The sequence below is a fragment of the Niveispirillum sp. CC-CTL257 genome, assembly GCF_059489915.1.
Genome location: NZ_JCAJXE010000001.1, coordinates 658,662 through 674,581, shown reverse-complemented (window position 1 = coordinate 674,581; position 15,920 = coordinate 658,662). Strand labels below are relative to the sequence as shown.

Sequence of the window (15,920 nt, the reverse complement as noted above, 5' to 3'; positions counted from 1 at the left end):
AGGCGCCTCAGCCGGGCGCCCCCCGCACCCATTGTGGAGCGGGGGGCGTTTTGCCGCGACCATATCGCCCTTCCCGCCCGAAAAAGACGGTCCGACTGATCATGCCGAAACGCACCGACATCAAATCCATCTGCATCATCGGCGCGGGTCCGATCATTATCGGACAGGCCTGCGAATTTGACTATTCCGGCGTTCAGGCCTGTAAGGCGCTGAAGGAGGAAGGCTACCGGGTCATCCTGGTAAATTCCAACCCGGCCACCATCATGACCGATCCGGGTCTGGCGGACGCCACCTATATCGAGCCGATCACCCCCGCCGTCGTCGCCAAGATCCTGGAGAAAGAACGGCCCGACGCGCTGCTGCCCACCATGGGCGGCCAGACGGCGCTGAACACGGCACTGGCCCTGTTCCATAATGGCACGCTGGAGCGGCTGGGGATCGAGATGATCGGTGCCAAGGCCGACGTCATTGAAAAGGCCGAAGACCGCCTGAAGTTCCGCGACGCCATGGACAAGATCGGGCTGGAAAGCCCACGGTCGCGCGTGGTGAAGAATTTTGACGAGGCGCTGGACGCCCTGTCGTTTGTCGGCCTGCCCGCCATCATCCGCCCGTCCTTCACCCTGGCCGGTACCGGCGGCGGCATCGCCTTTAACCGGGCGGAGTTTGAGGACATTGTCCGCGGCGGCCTGCGCGCCAGCCCGGTGAACGAGGTCCTGATCGAGGAATCGGTCCTGGGCTGGAAAGAATATGAGATGGAGGTTGTCCGCGACAGCAAGGACAACTGCATCATCATCTGTTCGATCGAGAATATCGACGCCATGGGCGTGCATACGGGCGACAGCATGACGGTCGCCCCCGCCCTGACGCTGACCGACAAAGAATACCAGATCATGCGCAATGCCAGCCTGACGGTGTTGCGCGAGATCGGCGTGGATACGGGCGGGTCGAACGTGCAGTTCGGCATCCATCCCGACACCGGCCGCATGGTCGTGATCGAGATGAACCCGCGTGTGTCGCGCTCGTCGGCCCTGGCGTCCAAGGCCACCGGCTTCCCCATCGCCAAGATCGCGGCCAAACTGGCCGTCGGGTACACGCTGGACGAGCTGGATAACGACATCACCGGCTCCACACCCGCCAGCTTTGAGCCGACGATCGACTATGTCGTCACCAAGATCCCGCGCTTTGCCTTTGAAAAATTCCCCGGCGCCGACAACACCCTGACGACCTCGATGAAGTCGGTGGGTGAGGTGATGGCCATCGGTCGTACCTTTGCCGAAAGCATGCAGAAGGCGCTGCGCGGTCTGGAAACCGGCTTGACCGGGTTTGACGAGATCGACCTGCGCGATGCCAATGGCAACGTCGATCAGGGCCGCCTGCGCCATATGTTGAGTCGCCCGACGCCGGAACGCCTGCTGATCGTGGCCCAGGCCATGCGCCATGGCTGGACCGTTGAGCAGATTTACGAAGAGTGCAAGTACGACCCCTGGTTCATGCGCCAGATCGAAGCCATCGTGCAGGAAGAGGCCGCCATCAAGGAAGCCGGCCTGTCGGGCATCGACGCGCAATACATGGCCCGCATCAAGGCCATGGGCTTCAGCGACGCGCGTCTGGCCACGCTGCTGGGCCAGCCGGAGGCCGCTGTCGCCGCCCATCGCCGCGCCCTGAATGTGCGCCCGGTGTTCAAGCGCATCGACACCTGTGCCGCCGAATTCGCCAGCGACACGCCCTATATGTACTCCACCTATGAAGGCAATGGGTTGGAGCCGGCGGAGTGCGAGGCGGAGCCGACGGACAAGAAGAAGGTGGTCATCCTGGGCGGCGGTCCCAACCGCATCGGCCAGGGGATCGAGTTCGATTATTGCTGTGTCCATGCCGTCTACGCGCTGCAGGAAGCGGGCTATGAGACGATCATGGTCAATTGCAACCCGGAGACTGTCTCCACCGACTATGACACCGCCGACCGTCTGTATTTCGAGCCGTTGACCGCCGAGGACGTGATCGAGCTGGTCGAGAAGGAGAAGCAGAATGGCGAGGTTGTCGGCCTGATCGTGCAGTTCGGCGGGCAGACGCCGCTGAAGCTGGCCAAGGCGCTGGAGCAGGCGGGCCTGCCCATCCTGGGCACCACGCCGGACGCCATCGATCTGGCCGAGGATCGCGAGCGGTTCCAGCAGCTGCTGCATAAGCTGGAACTGCGCCAGCCGGCCAATGGCCTGGCCCGTTCCCTGGAAGAAGCCGTCGCGGTGGCCGAGAAGATCGGCTTCCCCGTCGTCATCCGCCCGTCCTATGTGCTGGGCGGCCGCGCCATGGAGATCGTGCATGATATGGCCGGTCTGCACCGCTATATCGCCACCGCCGTGAAGGTGTCGGGCAACAATCCGGTGCTGATCGACAGCTATCTCCAGAACGCCATCGAGGTGGATGTGGACGCCGTGGCCGATGCCGATGGCGAGGTCTATGTCGCCGGTATCATGGAGCATATCGAGGAAGCCGGTATCCATTCCGGTGACAGCGCCTGCGCCCTGCCCCCCTACACCCTGTCCAAGCCGGTCATCGACGAGCTGACGGTGCAGGCGGTGAAGCTGGCCAAGGGCCTGAACGTGGTCGGCCTGATGAACATTCAGTTCGCGGTCAAGCAGAGCGCCGACGGGTCGGGCATCGGCGGCTACGATATCTACATCCTGGAAGTGAACCCGCGCGCCAGCCGGACTGTGCCCTTCGTGGCCAAGGCCACCGGCACCGCCATCGCCAAGATCGCGGCCCGCGTCATGGCGGGCGAAAAGTTGAGCCAGTTCAAGCTGTCCGGCCCCTTCCCGCCGCACACGGCGGTGAAGGAAGCGGTGTTCCCGTTCAACCGTTTCCCCGGTGTGGACATCCTGTTGGGGCCGGAAATGCGCTCCACGGGCGAGGTGATGGGCCTGGACAAGAATTTCGGTCTGGCCTTCGCCAAGAGCCAGATGGGTGCGGGTGTCACCCTACCCAAGGAAGGAACCGTCTTCATTTCGGTGCGCGAGGGCGACAAGCCCGCGATGGTGCCGGTGGCCGCCAAGCTGCTGGAGATGGGCTTCAAGGTCGTCGCCACGCGCGGCACGGCCAAGCATCTGGCCGATAATGGCGTCAAGGTCACGCCCATCAACAAGGTGGTCGAGGGCCAGCCGCACATCGTGGATGCCATGATCAATGGCGATGTGCAGCTGATCTTCAATACGACCGAAGGGTCGCAGGCGGTTTCCGACAGCTTCAGCTTGCGCCGCACCGCGCTGACCAATAACATCCCCTACTACACCACGGTGGCCGGAGCCGAGGCGGCAGTTGAAGCCATCTCGGCGTTGAAGGTCGGCGGTCTGGACGTGGCCCCGCTCCAGTCTTACTTGAGCGGCTCTTACTAAGGACGGTATGGTCGGTCGGGGCGGGAAGCCGCCCCGTCGGGCTTATTTTGTTTCTGGGCTACCTTTACTGGGATAGGGCGCGATGGAAAAAGTTCCCATGACGGCTCGGGGGTACAACCGGCTGCAGGATGAGTTGAAGCATCTGAAGAGTGTGGAGCGTCCGGCGGTGATCAAGGCCATCGCGGAAGCCCGCGAGCATGGCGATCTGTCGGAAAATGCCGAGTACCACGCCGCACGCGAGAAGCAGTCCTTCATTGAAGGCCGCGTGATGGAGTTGGAAGACAAGATCAGTCGTGCCGAAGTGATCGAGCCGACCAAGCTGTCCGGCAATGCCGTGAAGTTCGGGGCCACCATCACGCTGGCGGATGAGGACACCGATGAAGAGGTGACCTATCAGATCGTCGGCCAGGATGAGAGCGACATCAAACAGAGCCTGATCTCCATCACCAGCCCGCTGGCCCGCGCCCTGATCGGCAAGTCGGTCGGCGACAGCGTGGAAGTGACCACGCCCGGCGGCTCCAAGAGCTATGAAATCGTGGGCATCGCCTTCAAGTAAGGTCGTTTCCCAAAGTTTCTGTATACGAAGCATCAAACCCGCCCGGCCCTGCCGTGGCGGGTTTGGCTTTTTGGGGATGTAGCGGTATCGCAAATTTGATATGCTTATGACCATGTGGTCGGTAGAGACACTCAACAGAACGGTCGATGCGGAGATCGCGGCGTTGCCGGTTGATCTGCGTGCCCGCCTGATCCGGGTGGTTCAGCTGATCGAATTGGTAGGACTGCCCAATCTGCCGGGTGATATAGTGAAGCACTTGGAAGGTCGGCTTTGGGAAATCCGTGTCAGGGGTCCCAACGGCATCTCGCGTGCCATCTATGTCACGGCAACCGGATACCGTGTGGTCATTGTCCGTGCCTTTGTGAAAAAGACACAAAAGACACCGTTGCGTGAACTTGAATTGGCCCGTGAGCGGGCGAAGGAGGTCAAATGACCCGATTGATAGATCTGCATCAGGATTGGATGCAGGATGCTGCTTACCGGGAGTGCTATGAGGGTCTGGAGGCTGAATTCTCCATTGCCCGCACCTTGATCGAAGCACGCCTGAAGGCTGGCCTAACGCAAGAGCAGTTGGCGCAACGCATGGAAACCACCCAAAGCACCATCGCACGGTTGGAAACAGGCCGTACCATTCCATCAACCCGCACCCTATCCCGCTTTGCCAAGGCCACCGGCATGCGGTTGCGCATCAGCTTTGAGACAGCAGCACCGTAAGGACGAACCCTAAACCGGCTCCTCCAACCCTTCACCCGGCTTCAGCCACCAGGACGCCTCGGCCAGTTTGCCTTCGAACAGTTCCAGCATGGGACGCTTGATCTTGTCGATCAGGGGCCAGTCGTGGGTGGCGACGATGACGGTGGTGCCCTGCTTGTTCAGCTCGATGAACAGCCGCATGATCTTCATCGACATGTCGCGGTCGATGTTGCCGGTCGGCTCGTCAGCGACAATCAGGGACGGGCTGGTGATGACGGCGCGGGCAATGGCGATCAGCTGTTTCTGACCGCCCGACAGGGTGGCAGGCAAGGCGCCCATCTTGTCCGACAGACCCACCCATTCCATCAGTTCGGTGACGGCTTCCTTGATGTGCTTTTCGCCATGGCCGGCGATGCGCAGCGGCAGGGCGACATTGTCATAGGCGCTCATATGGTCCAGCAGGCGGAAATCCTGAAAGACCACGCCGATGCGGCGGCGCAACTCATGCAGCCGATCGCGCGGCACCTTGGACAAGGGCTCCCCGAAGAGGGTGATCAACCCGCGTGAGGGCCGTTCGGAAAGGTAGAGCAGCTTCAGCAGGCTGGATTTACCAGCACCGGTGGGGCCGGTCAGGAACTGAAAGGAACCGGGGGCAAGTTCGAAACTGAGGTCGCGCAGCACCTCCGGCCCATTGCCGTAGCGCAACCCGACATTTTCGAAACGGACCAAACCGCGATCCTCCCTTTATGACTTGGCCCCGTCCCATTGCGGAAGACGGGGCCGTACCTCAATCACCGGCGCTTCTTCTTAGGCCGTCCCACCGACTGCGCCGGGTGCCGGGGCGGCACCGGTGCAGCAGGTGACGGTGGCGGCGGTGAAGCCTGTGGCGCCGGGTCCAGTTCCTTTCAGGAACAGCCGGCGCCGACTGCCTCCACGCCGCTGTCCAGGTGACCGCTGTCGCGCACGGGCACCAGACCCACCTTCTCGAACGAGGCCAGGGTCTCATCGGCCCAGCTCTTCAGGTCGGTCAGGCCGCCATGGCCCGTCCAGACATCAATGCCGAAGCGCTTTTCCAGATCGACCTCCGTCATCTTCAGCGCTTCGCGGACGGAGATCAGCTCGCGTTCCAGCAGGGTCCAGATGTCGCTTTCGCAGCGCTTCATGGTGACGATATGCACGCCCATGCCCTGATAGGCCTTCAGGCGCTTGAAGTTCGGGTCATTCTCATAGGCCCCGAAGCCGCCCGACACCTCGTTCAGCACGACATAGCGGCGGCCGATGGGCATCCATTCATTCTTGTCGAAGCTGTACTGGATCAGGCCACGCGCATCTTCGATCGCCTGGCTTTCGGCCTTGGTGGTCACCACCAGATCGATGGGGGGCGAGTTGCGGCGGCGCAGCAGCGAGCCGGCATTACGCGCCTCGGCCCAGGCGAACAGCTCGGCCGCGACATTGGCACCCACATCGATGATGTAGCCGCCTTCCAGCACGGTGCGGCCGAATTCATCCCAGTACTTGATGGCAAGGTTAGGATCGGTGGAGCTTTTAACCTTGGTCAGGTCCTCGCCGATGCCCAGTTCCTTCACATTGCGGAACAGGCGGCCGAACTTAGACCGCTGGTTCAGGCTGTCGCTGTCCGCGGCCGCCAGCTTGACGGGCACGCCCTTCTGCTCGTGCTGCAGCACCAGCATCTGGGCCGTCAGGGTCTTGCCCTGTCCACCCGTCTTCGCCATCGAGATGAAGGTCCGCGTCATGCCAGTTCTCTCCTGCGCCCAGCCTTGAATATTCGGGTGCGATAGCGGCGCGGCCATGTCCTGGCCGCCGCCATTGTCGCAGCGGCGGAATCGTTACCCGTTTTCCCCGTCGCCTTCAATGCCGCCGGGCCATTCGCCGGTGATTTTAAATGAATTTCATCATCGGGCCTGTTTGCCGGGCTGCGGCTTTTGCGTGTGTGGCCCGGACAGTCCTTAATCTTTGATCGTGTATTGGTCATCATACCTGATAAGATTACCGCGAAATTGTCATCCGAGGGGGAGATGCCGTCGTGATCGTTCCCATCAAACGCTGGCGTCCGGTTCTGGCGCCTGCCCTGGCCCGCCTGCGCCTGCTGTTCGCCGTGATCTTCCTGGGTAGCGTGCTTGCCGGCTGCACTGCCCAACTGGCCCCCGCCTATGACCCTTCCATCGCCAATGGCGTCGCCAGCCTGAACCAGCAGGCCATGCTGCTCTATGCACAGGTGGCGGGCGGGGTACCGGCCTCCAGCTTCGCACAGCGTCAGGGCACCTATACGCAGCTGATCGGGCAGGCCAATGCCCTGGCCAATCTGGCGCAGGCGCGGCCCGACCCCACCACCCTGCCGAAATTCCTGGAATCGAAGGTCAAGGACTGGACCAAGCTGCAAACCCTGGCCGCCCCCACAGGCGACATCCTGACCAAGATCGGGGTTCAGTTCACGACCATGCAGCAGGCCGACCAGTCGGGCGGCATCAGCAGCCTGGAGGCCCAGGCCTTCCAGCAGCAGTTCAGCATCGATATCCAGCAGGCCCTGACTTATGAAAATGCTCTGGGTCGCGGGGTCGCGCAGCAGCCTGCACCGCAGTCGTAAGGAGACCTGAGATGACCATCACCCCGATCAACGTTCCCGACCTGATCAACCAGATTAAGGCGCAAGCCACCGCCATCCTGGGCCAGAATATCGAAACGGCGCAGGGTTTCTCCCAGGATCAGTTGGCGGCCATGGCGCAGCAGGCGGAAACCATCGCCGGCGGCATCGCATCGGGCGAAATCCGCCCGTCCCTCCAGCAATTCTTCCTGGATCAGCTGAAACAGAGCGCCCAGAATTTTGTCCGCGTCCTGGTCGGCCTGACGCTGGTGACGATGGAGCAGCTGTGGAACGGGGTGGTCGGGGCCCTTTGGGGTGCCCTGTCGGGTGCCACCGGCTTGCATTTCACCCCGCCCGCCTGGGGTCAGTGACGCCCCCTCACTTCTCCTGCAACCGGGGCATCAGTTCGACCAGGTTGCAGGGGCGGTGGCGGTTATCCAGCTGGTATTTGAGGATCAGGTCCCAGCCGTCGCGACAGGCGCTGGGGCTGCCCGGCAGGGCGAACAGATAGGTGCCCTTGGATACCCCACCCGTGGCGCGGCTTTGCAGGGCCGAGGTGCCGATCTTCTGATAGGAGAGCATGCGGAACATCTCTCCAAAGCCGTTGATCGTCTTTTCGAACACGCTTTCGAACGCTTCCGGCGTCACGTCGCGGCCCGTAAGGCCGGTGCCACCGGTGGAGATGACGACATCGATGGCCGGGTCATCGATCCAGACGCGCAGCTGATCCACGATGGCGCGGACATCGTCGCGCACAATGGCGCGGGCGGCCAGGACATGGCCGTCACTGGTCAACCGTTCCACCAGCGTATCGCCGGATTTGTCATCTGAAAGGCCGCGCGTGTCCGACACGGTCAGCACGGCGATATTCACAGCCAGGAAACGGCGGGACTCGTCAATACGGGACATATTATCCACTCCTGTAGCGCGAATTAGCGAGGCGTAATCCGCGGAAATCCAGACGTGCCGCGGATTACGGCTGACGCCTCATCCGCGCTACAAAACTTAAGGCCAGTCGAGAAGGGTGACCCCTTCCAGTACTTCCAGCCCCGACAGGTCATTCAGCAGGGCCGCCGGTTGCACCCACCAGCCGGGACGGACCCCGGCGATCAGTTCAGCCGCCGCCACGGCATGGTCGAAATCGACATACAGCCCGAAACAGGTGGCCCCGCTGCCTGACATGCGTGACAACAGGCATCCTGCCGTCGAATCGAGGGCCGCCAACACCTGGGTGATGACGGGGCTCAACCGCGCGGCGGGCGGGGTCAGATCGTTGCGCCGCCCGTCCTTCAGCAGGGCCGCCAGTTCACGCACATCGCTGAAGGATGTGGTCAGCCGGGCCGGTTCTGAAAAGGCCCCTTCCCGCGCCTCAAACACAGCCGGCGTCGGCATCGACACGCCGGGATTGACCAGGACGACCCAGCAATCCTCCGGCAGGTCGGGGGCGGGCGACAGTTCCGTGCCGGTGCCCGCGAAATAGCTGGTCCGCGATCCCACGCACACGGGCACGTCGGCCCCCAGCTTCGCCGCCAGTTCCGTGACCGCCGGATGATCCAGCGGCACCTCCCACAGGGCGCACAGCGCGCGCAAGGTTGCCGCCGCGTCCGCCGACCCGCCACCAATGCCCGATGCCAGCGGCAGGTTCTTGGTCAGCTTCACCGTGACATGCGGCTTGCGTCCCAACGCCTCGGCCAGCCGGAACACGGCCTTGGTCACCAGATTGCTTTCCGTATCCTCCATCAGGAGCGGCAGCGAATGGGGACCGTGCAGTTGGAGGCTGAAATAGGGGGTGCTTTCCACCTCCACCAGATCATGGGCGCTGGCAAAGGCCACCAGACTGTCCAACAGGTGATAGCCGTCTTCCCGCCGGCCCAGCACATGCAGGTACAGGTTCAACTTGGCGGCGGCATAGGCACGGATGGCGGTCATGGGGTGGCGTCCGAAGGTTGCGGCGGTGGCATTCTGGCAGAGGCCGCGAAATGAAACCACCCCGTTACAATTTTTCGCCGGGCGGGCCGGCAGGTGCATCTTATAAAGGTCTGCACAAATGGCCGGCGCATGGTCGCGACACGGCCCCCGAACGGACAGGGACAGCATGACACAGCATCATCACCGCCCGCATTTCGCCCGCCGCCTGCTGGGTGCCTCCGCCATCGCGCTGGCCGCCGCCCTGGCGCCGCTAGCCAGTGCTGGCGCACAGCAGACCGCTGCCGCCGCCGCCGAGGCGCCGGCCAAGACCGACCCGCGTTACGTCTGGGACCTGACGCCGATTTTCAAGGATGACGCCGCCTGGGACGCTGCGCGCAAGCAGGCGCTGGCCGACCTGCCGTCGCTGGACGCGCTGAAAGGTACGCTGGGCAAGGATGCCGCAACCCTGCGCGCCGCCATGGACCGCATGTCCAAGGTCGGGCACGATGTGGAGCGGGTGCTGGTCTATGCCTACCTGCAATATTCCACCGACACCCGCAACGATGCCTACCAGGAACGCTGGAGCCTGGCGCAGGCCCTGTCGGCGCAGGCGCAGGCCGCCACCGCCTGGGTCTCGCCCGAGGTGCAGGGCGTGGGTGCCGACAAGATCGCCGGCTTCATCAAAGCTGATGCCGGCCTGTCGAAGCACGCCTTCCGCCTGAACGACATCCTGCGTTTGAAGGCCCATACCCTGACACCGGAAACCGAGGCGGCCCTGGCGGCCCTGGGCCCCGTGCTGGGGTCGGCCAGCAACACCTATTCGGCGCTGGCCAATGCCGATATCGACTGGCCGGAGATTACCCTGCCCGACGGGACCAAGCGCAAGGTGAACCAGTCGGCGTATCAGTCCCTGCGCCAGCATGAGGACCGGGCCGTCCGCAAGCTGGTGTTCGACACGTTCTGGACCAAGTTCGGCCAGTACGCGACCACCATGGGCAATACGCTGGGTGCGGCCGTGCAGACCGGCACCATCGATGCCAAGCTGCGCGGCTATCCGACCGCCGTCGCGGCCTCGCTGGCCAATAACGATATCCCGGAAAGCGTCTATCGCACCCTGGTGGCAGAGGCGAATAGGGGCCTGCCCACCCTGCACCGCTATTTCAAGCTCCGGCAGAAGATGCTGAAGCTGCCTGACCTCCACTATTACGACATCTATCCGTCCCTGATCAGCCTGGACAAGAAGTTTACGCTGGACGAATCGCGCACCACCACGCTGGCCGCCGTCAAGTCGCTGGGCAAGGAATATGGCGACATGCTGGCGGCCCTCACGGCAAAGCGGACCATGCATGTCTACCCGTCCGAAGGGAAGGATAGCGGCGCCTATCACTGGGGCAGCTATGGGCTGGATCCGTTCATCTTCCTGAACCATCAGGATGATTATAACTCCATGTCCACCTATGCCCATGAATGGGGCCATGGCATGCATTCGGCCCTGGCGTCGAAGACCCAGCCCTACGAATTGGCCAACTACTCGCTTTTCATGGCGGAAATTGCCTCCACCACGAACGAGATGCTGCTGACCGACTATCTCGTCTCCAAGGCCAAGACCAAGGAAGAGAAGCTGTTCTATCTGGGCCAGTCGCTGGAAGGTCTGCGCGGCACCTTCTTCCGCCAGACCATGTTCGCGGAGTTCGAGCTGGCCACCCATGATGCCGTGGAACGGGGCGAGGCGCTGTCCGGGTCCAAGATGAAGGACATCTATTGCGGCCTGCTGAAGAAGTATCATGGCGACGCCGAAGGCGTGATGAAGATCGATGAGAAATATTGCGCGGAATGGGCCTTCATCCCGCATTTCTATCGTCCCTTCTATGTGTTCCAGTACGCGACCTCCATCTCTGCCGGCACCTATTTCGCCGAGCAGATTTCCAAGGGCGGTGCCAAGGCGCGGGACAATTACCTGAACGTGCTGAAGGCCGGCGGGTCGGAATATCCCTATCCGCTGTTGAAGAAGGCCGGCCTGGATATGGCGACATCAGCCCCCTATCAGGCCCTGGTGCGCCGCATGGACGCCACCATGGACCAGATGGAAAAGCTGCTGGCGCAGTAATGCCGGACGGGGCGGGTGTCACACCCGCCCCGTGATCTTGTTTTTGAGCTGAAGAGCCCCCCGATGATGATGCTGAAGCCGTTCCGCGCCCGTCTGCTGGGTGCCGCCGCCATCGCCATGGCCGCCGTCCTGACCCCCGCCCTGGCCCAGGCGCAGAGTGCCGCCCCGGCGGCCAGCACGCCCAAGCCCGATGACCGCTATGTCTGGGACCTGACGACGCTGTACAAGGACCGCGCCGCCTGGGATGCGGAGCGTCAGGCGCTGGCCGGTGAGGTGCCGGCGCTGGCCGCCCTGAAAGGTACGCTGGGCACCGATGCCGCCAGCCTGCGCGCCGCCCTGGATAAGATTTCAGCGGTTCAGCTGCGGCTCTACCGCCTGTCGGTCTATATGTCGACGCAGTTCTCCACCAATGCCCGCGATACCGCCGCCCAGGAGGGCAGCGCACAGGTGCGGCAACTGTCGGCCGATATTTCCGGTGCCGTCGCCTGGCTGAACCCGGAGGTGCAGGATATCGGGGCCGACCGGATCGAGGCCTTCATCAAGGCCGATAAAGGCCTGGAGAAGCACGCGTTCGGCCTGCGCGACACGTTGCGCAACAAGCCGCATACCCTGTCCAAGGAGGCAGAGGCCGCGCTGGCCGCCGTCGGGCCCAGCATGTTTGCCGCCGGCACCACCTATCAGCTGCTGACCAGTTCTGACATTGACTGGCCCAGCGTCACCCTGCCCGATGGCAGCAGCGTCAAGCTGAGCCAGACCGGCTATTCCAAGCTGCGGGAAAGCCCGGATCGGGCCGTGCGCAAGCTGGCCTTTGACACGTTCTGGGGCAAGTTCGGGCAGTACACCAACACCAATGGCGGCCTGCTGTCCAACCGCATTCAGGCCGGCGTGGCGACCGCCAAGCTGCGGGGATATCCCAGCGCGGTTGCCGCCTCCCTGGCCAATAACGACATCCCGGAAAGCGTCTATCGCACCCTGGTGGCGGAAACCAACAAGGCGCTGCCGACCCTGCACCGCTATCTGAAGCTGCGTCAGCGCCTGCTGAACCTGCCGGACCTGTTCTACTACGACATCTATCCGTCTATCGTTCACCTGGACCGCAAGTTCCCGGTGGAGGATGCCAAGACCCTGACGCTGGCCGCCGTAAAGCCGCTGGGCAAGGATTACGTGAAGGGCCTGACGGAGGCGGTGAATGGCCGCTGGATGCATGCCTATCCCGCCGATGGCAAGCGGCCCGGTGCCTATCAGACGGGCGTCTATGGCGTGCATCCGTTTGTGTTCCTGAACCATCAGGATACGTTCGACAGCGTGTCGACCTTCGCCCATGAATGGGGCCACGGCATGCATACCAAGCTGGCCGATGCCAACCAGCCGTTTGAAAATGCCGGCTATTCCCTGTTCGTGGCCGAGGTTGCCTCCACCACGAACGAGATGCTGCTGTCCGATTACATGCTGAAGGGGGCCAAGACCAAGGAGGAGAAGCTGTTCTATCTGGGCCATGCCCTGGACAGCCTGCGCTCCACCTATTTCCGGCAGACCATGTTCGCGGAATTCGAACTGGCAACCCATGACGCGGCAGAACGCGGTGAGGCGCTGTCAGGCGCCAAGATGAACGCCATCTATTGCGATCTGCTGAAGAAGTATCATGGCGACGCCGAAGGGGTGATGAAGATCGACCCCAAATATTGCGCTGAGTGGCAGATGGTGAACCATTTCTACCGGCCCTTCTACGTGTACCAGTACGCCACCTCCATCGCCGCCGCCGCCTATTTCGGGGAGGAGATTGTGAAGGGTGGGGCCAAGGAGCGGGATAATTACCTGTCCGTCCTGAAGGCCGGCGGATCAGAATATCCCTATCAGCTGCTGAAGAAGGCCGGCGTCGATCTGGCCACGCCGGCCCCCTATCAGGCGCTGGTCCGCCGCATGGATCACATCATGGATGAGATCGAAAAGCTGCTGGCGAAGTAACGCCCAACCGCCTATGTCGTTAATGAATGATGGCCGGGGGTGGTTCGCGATGACCGCCCCCGGCCATTATTTTCAGGGCTCAATCACGCGGCCACGGGCAGCCGGGCGACAAAGCCGTCCAGCATCAGCTCAAACGCTTCAAACACCCGGTTCACCAGCGCCAAGCATGCGTTCAGCTCATCCGGCGGCAGTTTCTGGGCCAGCAGGAACTGCTTTATTTCCTCCTCGAATATCTCGTGATTCTCCTCATGCCCCAGATGGAAGTCGGAGAAGAACCGAAGAGGCGGCAGGACGGACTGATTTTCCCGAACAAACCGGGCGACGTGGGCGAAGAAGACATGCCCCGTGGCCTCCATGGCCAGAAGCAACGTCACCCGCTCAACGTCATTCGTCATCCGGATGACTTCCGTCGCGATGCGATAAGCCGTCTCCCGTGTCGGCAGAGCCTTTTTGTGAAACAGGGTGCGGGCATCCAGCACATCGACACCGAGCGCCCGCAGATCGTCATAAAGCCAGACATCGTGTCCTCCCTCTTCCACCGCATGCTGCACCACCAGGCGCTTCATCGCCGGATCGGTCATCCGCGCACAATTCATCTGCAGCACGTCCTGAAAGGCGGATACCCAGAATGCCAGCAGCCCCCCGACATCCCGCAGCAGGAAGCTGGGATTTTCGGCATCGGGTAATTGGGCGAAGAATCGGTGTTGTGCGAATTCCGCCTCAAGCGACTCAAGATGATTGAAAATTTCACGCATGACATGCCTCGGAAAGGGCGCTCCTTGACGCCAGTTCATATGATAGCGCCGATCAGGATCTTGAACCCGCCAAGAGTTCAACCAGATGGCGCAAAAAAGTAACAATTTATTTACAAATCACAACAAGAAGTATTTGAAACAAAGTATACAATTTCAATTTTACTTTACTATTATTGAAAATAAATTCATATTCAATTTCATTGCCGGAAAATTGCATTAAAGAATATGAGAAACAACGCCACCACGTCGCATCGGCGAACGGGCTGGCCCTCGCGCCCCCATCCCCCTATCATGCTGCCATCATGAGCGATTTCTTCTCCGATCCCGCCCCTTCCCGCCCCGGCACCAATCTGCCCGAACAAACGGTCAGTGATCTGGCCCGTTCCGTGAAGCGGACGGTGGAGGATGCGTTCGGCTATGTCCGGGTGCGGGGGGAGATCAGCCAGCCCAAGCGCCATTCGTCGGGCCATCTCTATCTGCGTCTGAAGGATGACGCGGCGGTGATCGAGGCTGTGTGCTGGAAGGGGACGGTCGCGCGCCTGTCGGTGCGACCGGAGGAAGGGATGGAGGTGGTCTGCACGGGTAAGCTGACCACCTATCCGGGCCGCAGCCAATATCAGCTGGTCATCGACAGTATGGAACTGGCGGGCGAAGGTGCCCTGCTGAAGATGCTGGAAGAGCGGAAGAAGCGGCTGGCCGCCGAGGGACTGTTCAACCCGGAGCGCAAGAAGCCCCTGCCCTTCCTGCCACAGGTGATCGGCGTGGTGACAAGCCCGACCGGGGCCGTGATCCGTGATATCCTGCACCGTCTGGCCGACCGGTTCCCGCGCCATGTCCTGCTCTGGCCCGTCGCGGTCCAGGGTGAAGGGGCAGCGCAACAGGTGGCCCGCGCCATCCAGGGTTTCAACAGCCTGACACCCGGTGGCCGTGTGCCGCGCCCCGACCTGATCATCGTGGCGCGCGGCGGCGGCAGCCTGGAAGACCTGATGGCCTTTAACGAGGAGATCGTGGTCCGCGCCGCTGCCGACAGCCGTATCCCCCTGATCTCCGCTGTGGGGCATGAAACAGACACAACCCTGATCGATTTCGCGTCCGACCGCCGCGCGCCGACCCCGACTGCGGCGGCGGAAATGGCAGTGCCGGTACGGGCCGATCTGCTGGGTCAGGTGCTGGATGATGAACGACGGCTGCACCGGGCCATGACCCGCGCCCTGGATCAGCGCCGCACCTATGTGCAGGGGCTGGCGCGCGGCCTGGGCGATCCGCAAAGCCTGCTGGACGGGCTGGCGCAGCGGCTGGACGACCGGGGCGAACGGTTGATCCTGTCCATGCGGGGCGGGATCGAGCGGCGGCAGACGGCGGTGCGGCAGCTGGGCCTGAAACTGCGCCACCCGCGTGAGGTGCTGCGTCTGGCCGCCACGCGGCTGGATGCGGCGGGCCGCGCCCTGCACACGGGTCTTGAAGGCTCCATCCGCCTGTCGGAAGGGCGCTATCACCGTATTGCCGACCGCCTGTCCGACCGCCCCATCAGGCGCGCCCTGACCGATGGGGCCGCCCGCCTTTCCGACCTGCCAACCCGTATGGAACGCGCCCATCTGGCCGATCTTTCGGCCAAGGGGGACCGGCTGGCGCAGTTGGGCCGCCTGCTGGAAAGCGTGTCCTATCGCGGGGTCCTGTCGCGCGGTTTCGCGCTGGTCACCGATGGTGATGGGCAGCCCGTGACGCACGCCGCCCGCCTGACGGAGGGGCAGCGGGTCACCATCGCCTTCAATGACGGGACGGCGGGTGCCACCATCGGTGACGGCACGGCACCCGCTGCGCCACGCCCAACCCGGCCATCCCGAAAGGCCGGTGATGGCGGGCCGCAGGGCAGCCTGTTCTGACCCGATAGCGTTAACCCTATCCGCTTGGATAAGGGGGGCGTAATTTACGATTGCCGCCGCCGCGA

Annotated in this window: 14 protein-coding genes; 9 read left to right on the top strand and 5 right to left on the bottom strand. The window is 62.7% G+C overall.

What is annotated here, in order from left to right:
• Positions 1–101: 101 nt before the first annotated feature.
• The 4 genes from carB to ABC729_RS03300 all read left to right on the top strand — a co-directional run bounded on the left by carB (position 102) and on the right by ABC729_RS03300 (position 4,656).
• Positions 102–3,386 (top strand): carbamoyl-phosphate synthase large subunit, encoded by a 3,285-nt coding sequence (gene carB / locus ABC729_RS03315; RefSeq protein WP_495606231.1) that lies wholly within the window; start codon positions 102–104, stop codon positions 3,384–3,386.
• Between the two features lie 82 nt (positions 3,387–3,468).
• The gene (gene greA / locus ABC729_RS03310) at positions 3,469–3,942 is read left to right on the top strand and encodes a transcription elongation factor GreA (RefSeq protein ID WP_054167109.1); all 474 of its coding nucleotides are present in this window, start codon (positions 3,469–3,471) and stop codon (positions 3,940–3,942) included.
• 106 nt (positions 3,943–4,048) lie between these two features.
• Positions 4,049–4,375 (top strand): type II toxin-antitoxin system RelE/ParE family toxin, encoded by a 327-nt coding sequence (locus ABC729_RS03305; RefSeq protein ID WP_495606230.1) that lies wholly within the window; start codon positions 4,049–4,051, stop codon positions 4,373–4,375.
• A complete protein-coding gene (locus ABC729_RS03300) occupies positions 4,372–4,656 on the top strand; it encodes a helix-turn-helix domain-containing protein (protein ID WP_495606229.1) in 285 nt (94 codons plus the stop codon). Before ABC729_RS03305 ends, ABC729_RS03300 begins: the two co-directional genes overlap by 4 nt.
• A gap of 9 nt (positions 4,657–4,665) precedes the next feature.
• Here ABC729_RS03300 and ftsE read toward each other — a convergent pair whose 3' ends face one another.
• Positions 4,666–5,364 carry a cell division ATP-binding protein FtsE gene (gene ftsE, locus ABC729_RS03295; RefSeq protein WP_054167106.1) on the bottom strand — a complete coding sequence of 233 codons (699 nt, stop codon included), beginning with the start codon at positions 5,362–5,364 and terminating at the stop codon, positions 4,666–4,668.
• A gap of 176 nt (positions 5,365–5,540) precedes the next feature.
• A complete protein-coding gene (locus ABC729_RS03290; protein WP_495606228.1) occupies positions 5,541–6,389 on the bottom strand; it encodes a hypothetical protein in 849 nt (282 codons plus the stop codon).
• Positions 6,390–6,679: 290 nt separating this feature from the next.
• Between ABC729_RS03290 and ABC729_RS03285 the strand changes: the two genes are divergently transcribed.
• Together ABC729_RS03285 and ABC729_RS03280 are read left to right on the top strand one after the other, a co-directional pair.
• Positions 6,680–7,240, top strand: coding sequence for a hypothetical protein (locus tag ABC729_RS03285; protein ID WP_495606227.1), 561 nt, complete (start codon positions 6,680–6,682; stop codon positions 7,238–7,240).
• Positions 7,241–7,251: 11 nt separating this feature from the next.
• On the top strand, positions 7,252–7,608 hold the full coding sequence (locus ABC729_RS03280; protein ID WP_495606226.1) for a hypothetical protein: 357 nt from the start codon (positions 7,252–7,254) through the stop codon (positions 7,606–7,608).
• 7 nt (positions 7,609–7,615) lie between these two features.
• On the opposite strand, the gene moaB is transcribed toward ABC729_RS03280, so the two are convergent.
• Positions 7,616–8,146: a molybdenum cofactor biosynthesis protein B gene (gene moaB / locus ABC729_RS03275; RefSeq protein WP_495606225.1), complete on the bottom strand. Its 531-nt coding sequence runs from the start codon at positions 8,144–8,146 to the stop codon at positions 7,616–7,618.
• Positions 8,147–8,242: 96 nt separating this feature from the next.
• A complete protein-coding gene (locus ABC729_RS03270; RefSeq protein WP_495606224.1) occupies positions 8,243–9,166 on the bottom strand; it encodes a 4-(cytidine 5'-diphospho)-2-C-methyl-D-erythritol kinase in 924 nt (307 codons plus the stop codon).
• A 166-nt stretch (positions 9,167–9,332) separates the two neighbouring features.
• Between ABC729_RS03270 and pepF (ABC729_RS03265) the strand changes: the two genes are divergently transcribed.
• Positions 9,333–11,252: an oligoendopeptidase F gene (pepF, locus tag ABC729_RS03265; RefSeq protein WP_495606223.1), complete on the top strand. Its 1,920-nt coding sequence runs from the start codon at positions 9,333–9,335 to the stop codon at positions 11,250–11,252.
• A 63-nt stretch (positions 11,253–11,315) separates the two neighbouring features.
• Positions 11,316–13,217 (top strand): oligoendopeptidase F, encoded by a 1,902-nt coding sequence (pepF, locus tag ABC729_RS03260; RefSeq protein ID WP_495606222.1) that lies wholly within the window; start codon positions 11,316–11,318, stop codon positions 13,215–13,217.
• Between the two features lie 83 nt (positions 13,218–13,300).
• Here the strand turns inward: pepF (ABC729_RS03260) and ABC729_RS03255 are convergent, their stop codons facing one another.
• On the bottom strand, positions 13,301–14,011 hold the full coding sequence (locus tag ABC729_RS03255; protein ID WP_495606221.1) for a hypothetical protein: 711 nt from the start codon (positions 14,009–14,011) through the stop codon (positions 13,301–13,303).
• Positions 14,012–14,274: 263 nt separating this feature from the next.
• Between ABC729_RS03255 and xseA the strand changes: the two genes are divergently transcribed.
• Positions 14,275–15,855, top strand: a complete 1,581-nt coding sequence (xseA, locus tag ABC729_RS03250) for an exodeoxyribonuclease VII large subunit (RefSeq protein ID WP_495606220.1) — start codon at positions 14,275–14,277, stop codon at positions 15,853–15,855.
• The last annotated feature ends 65 nt before the right edge of the window (positions 15,856–15,920 follow it).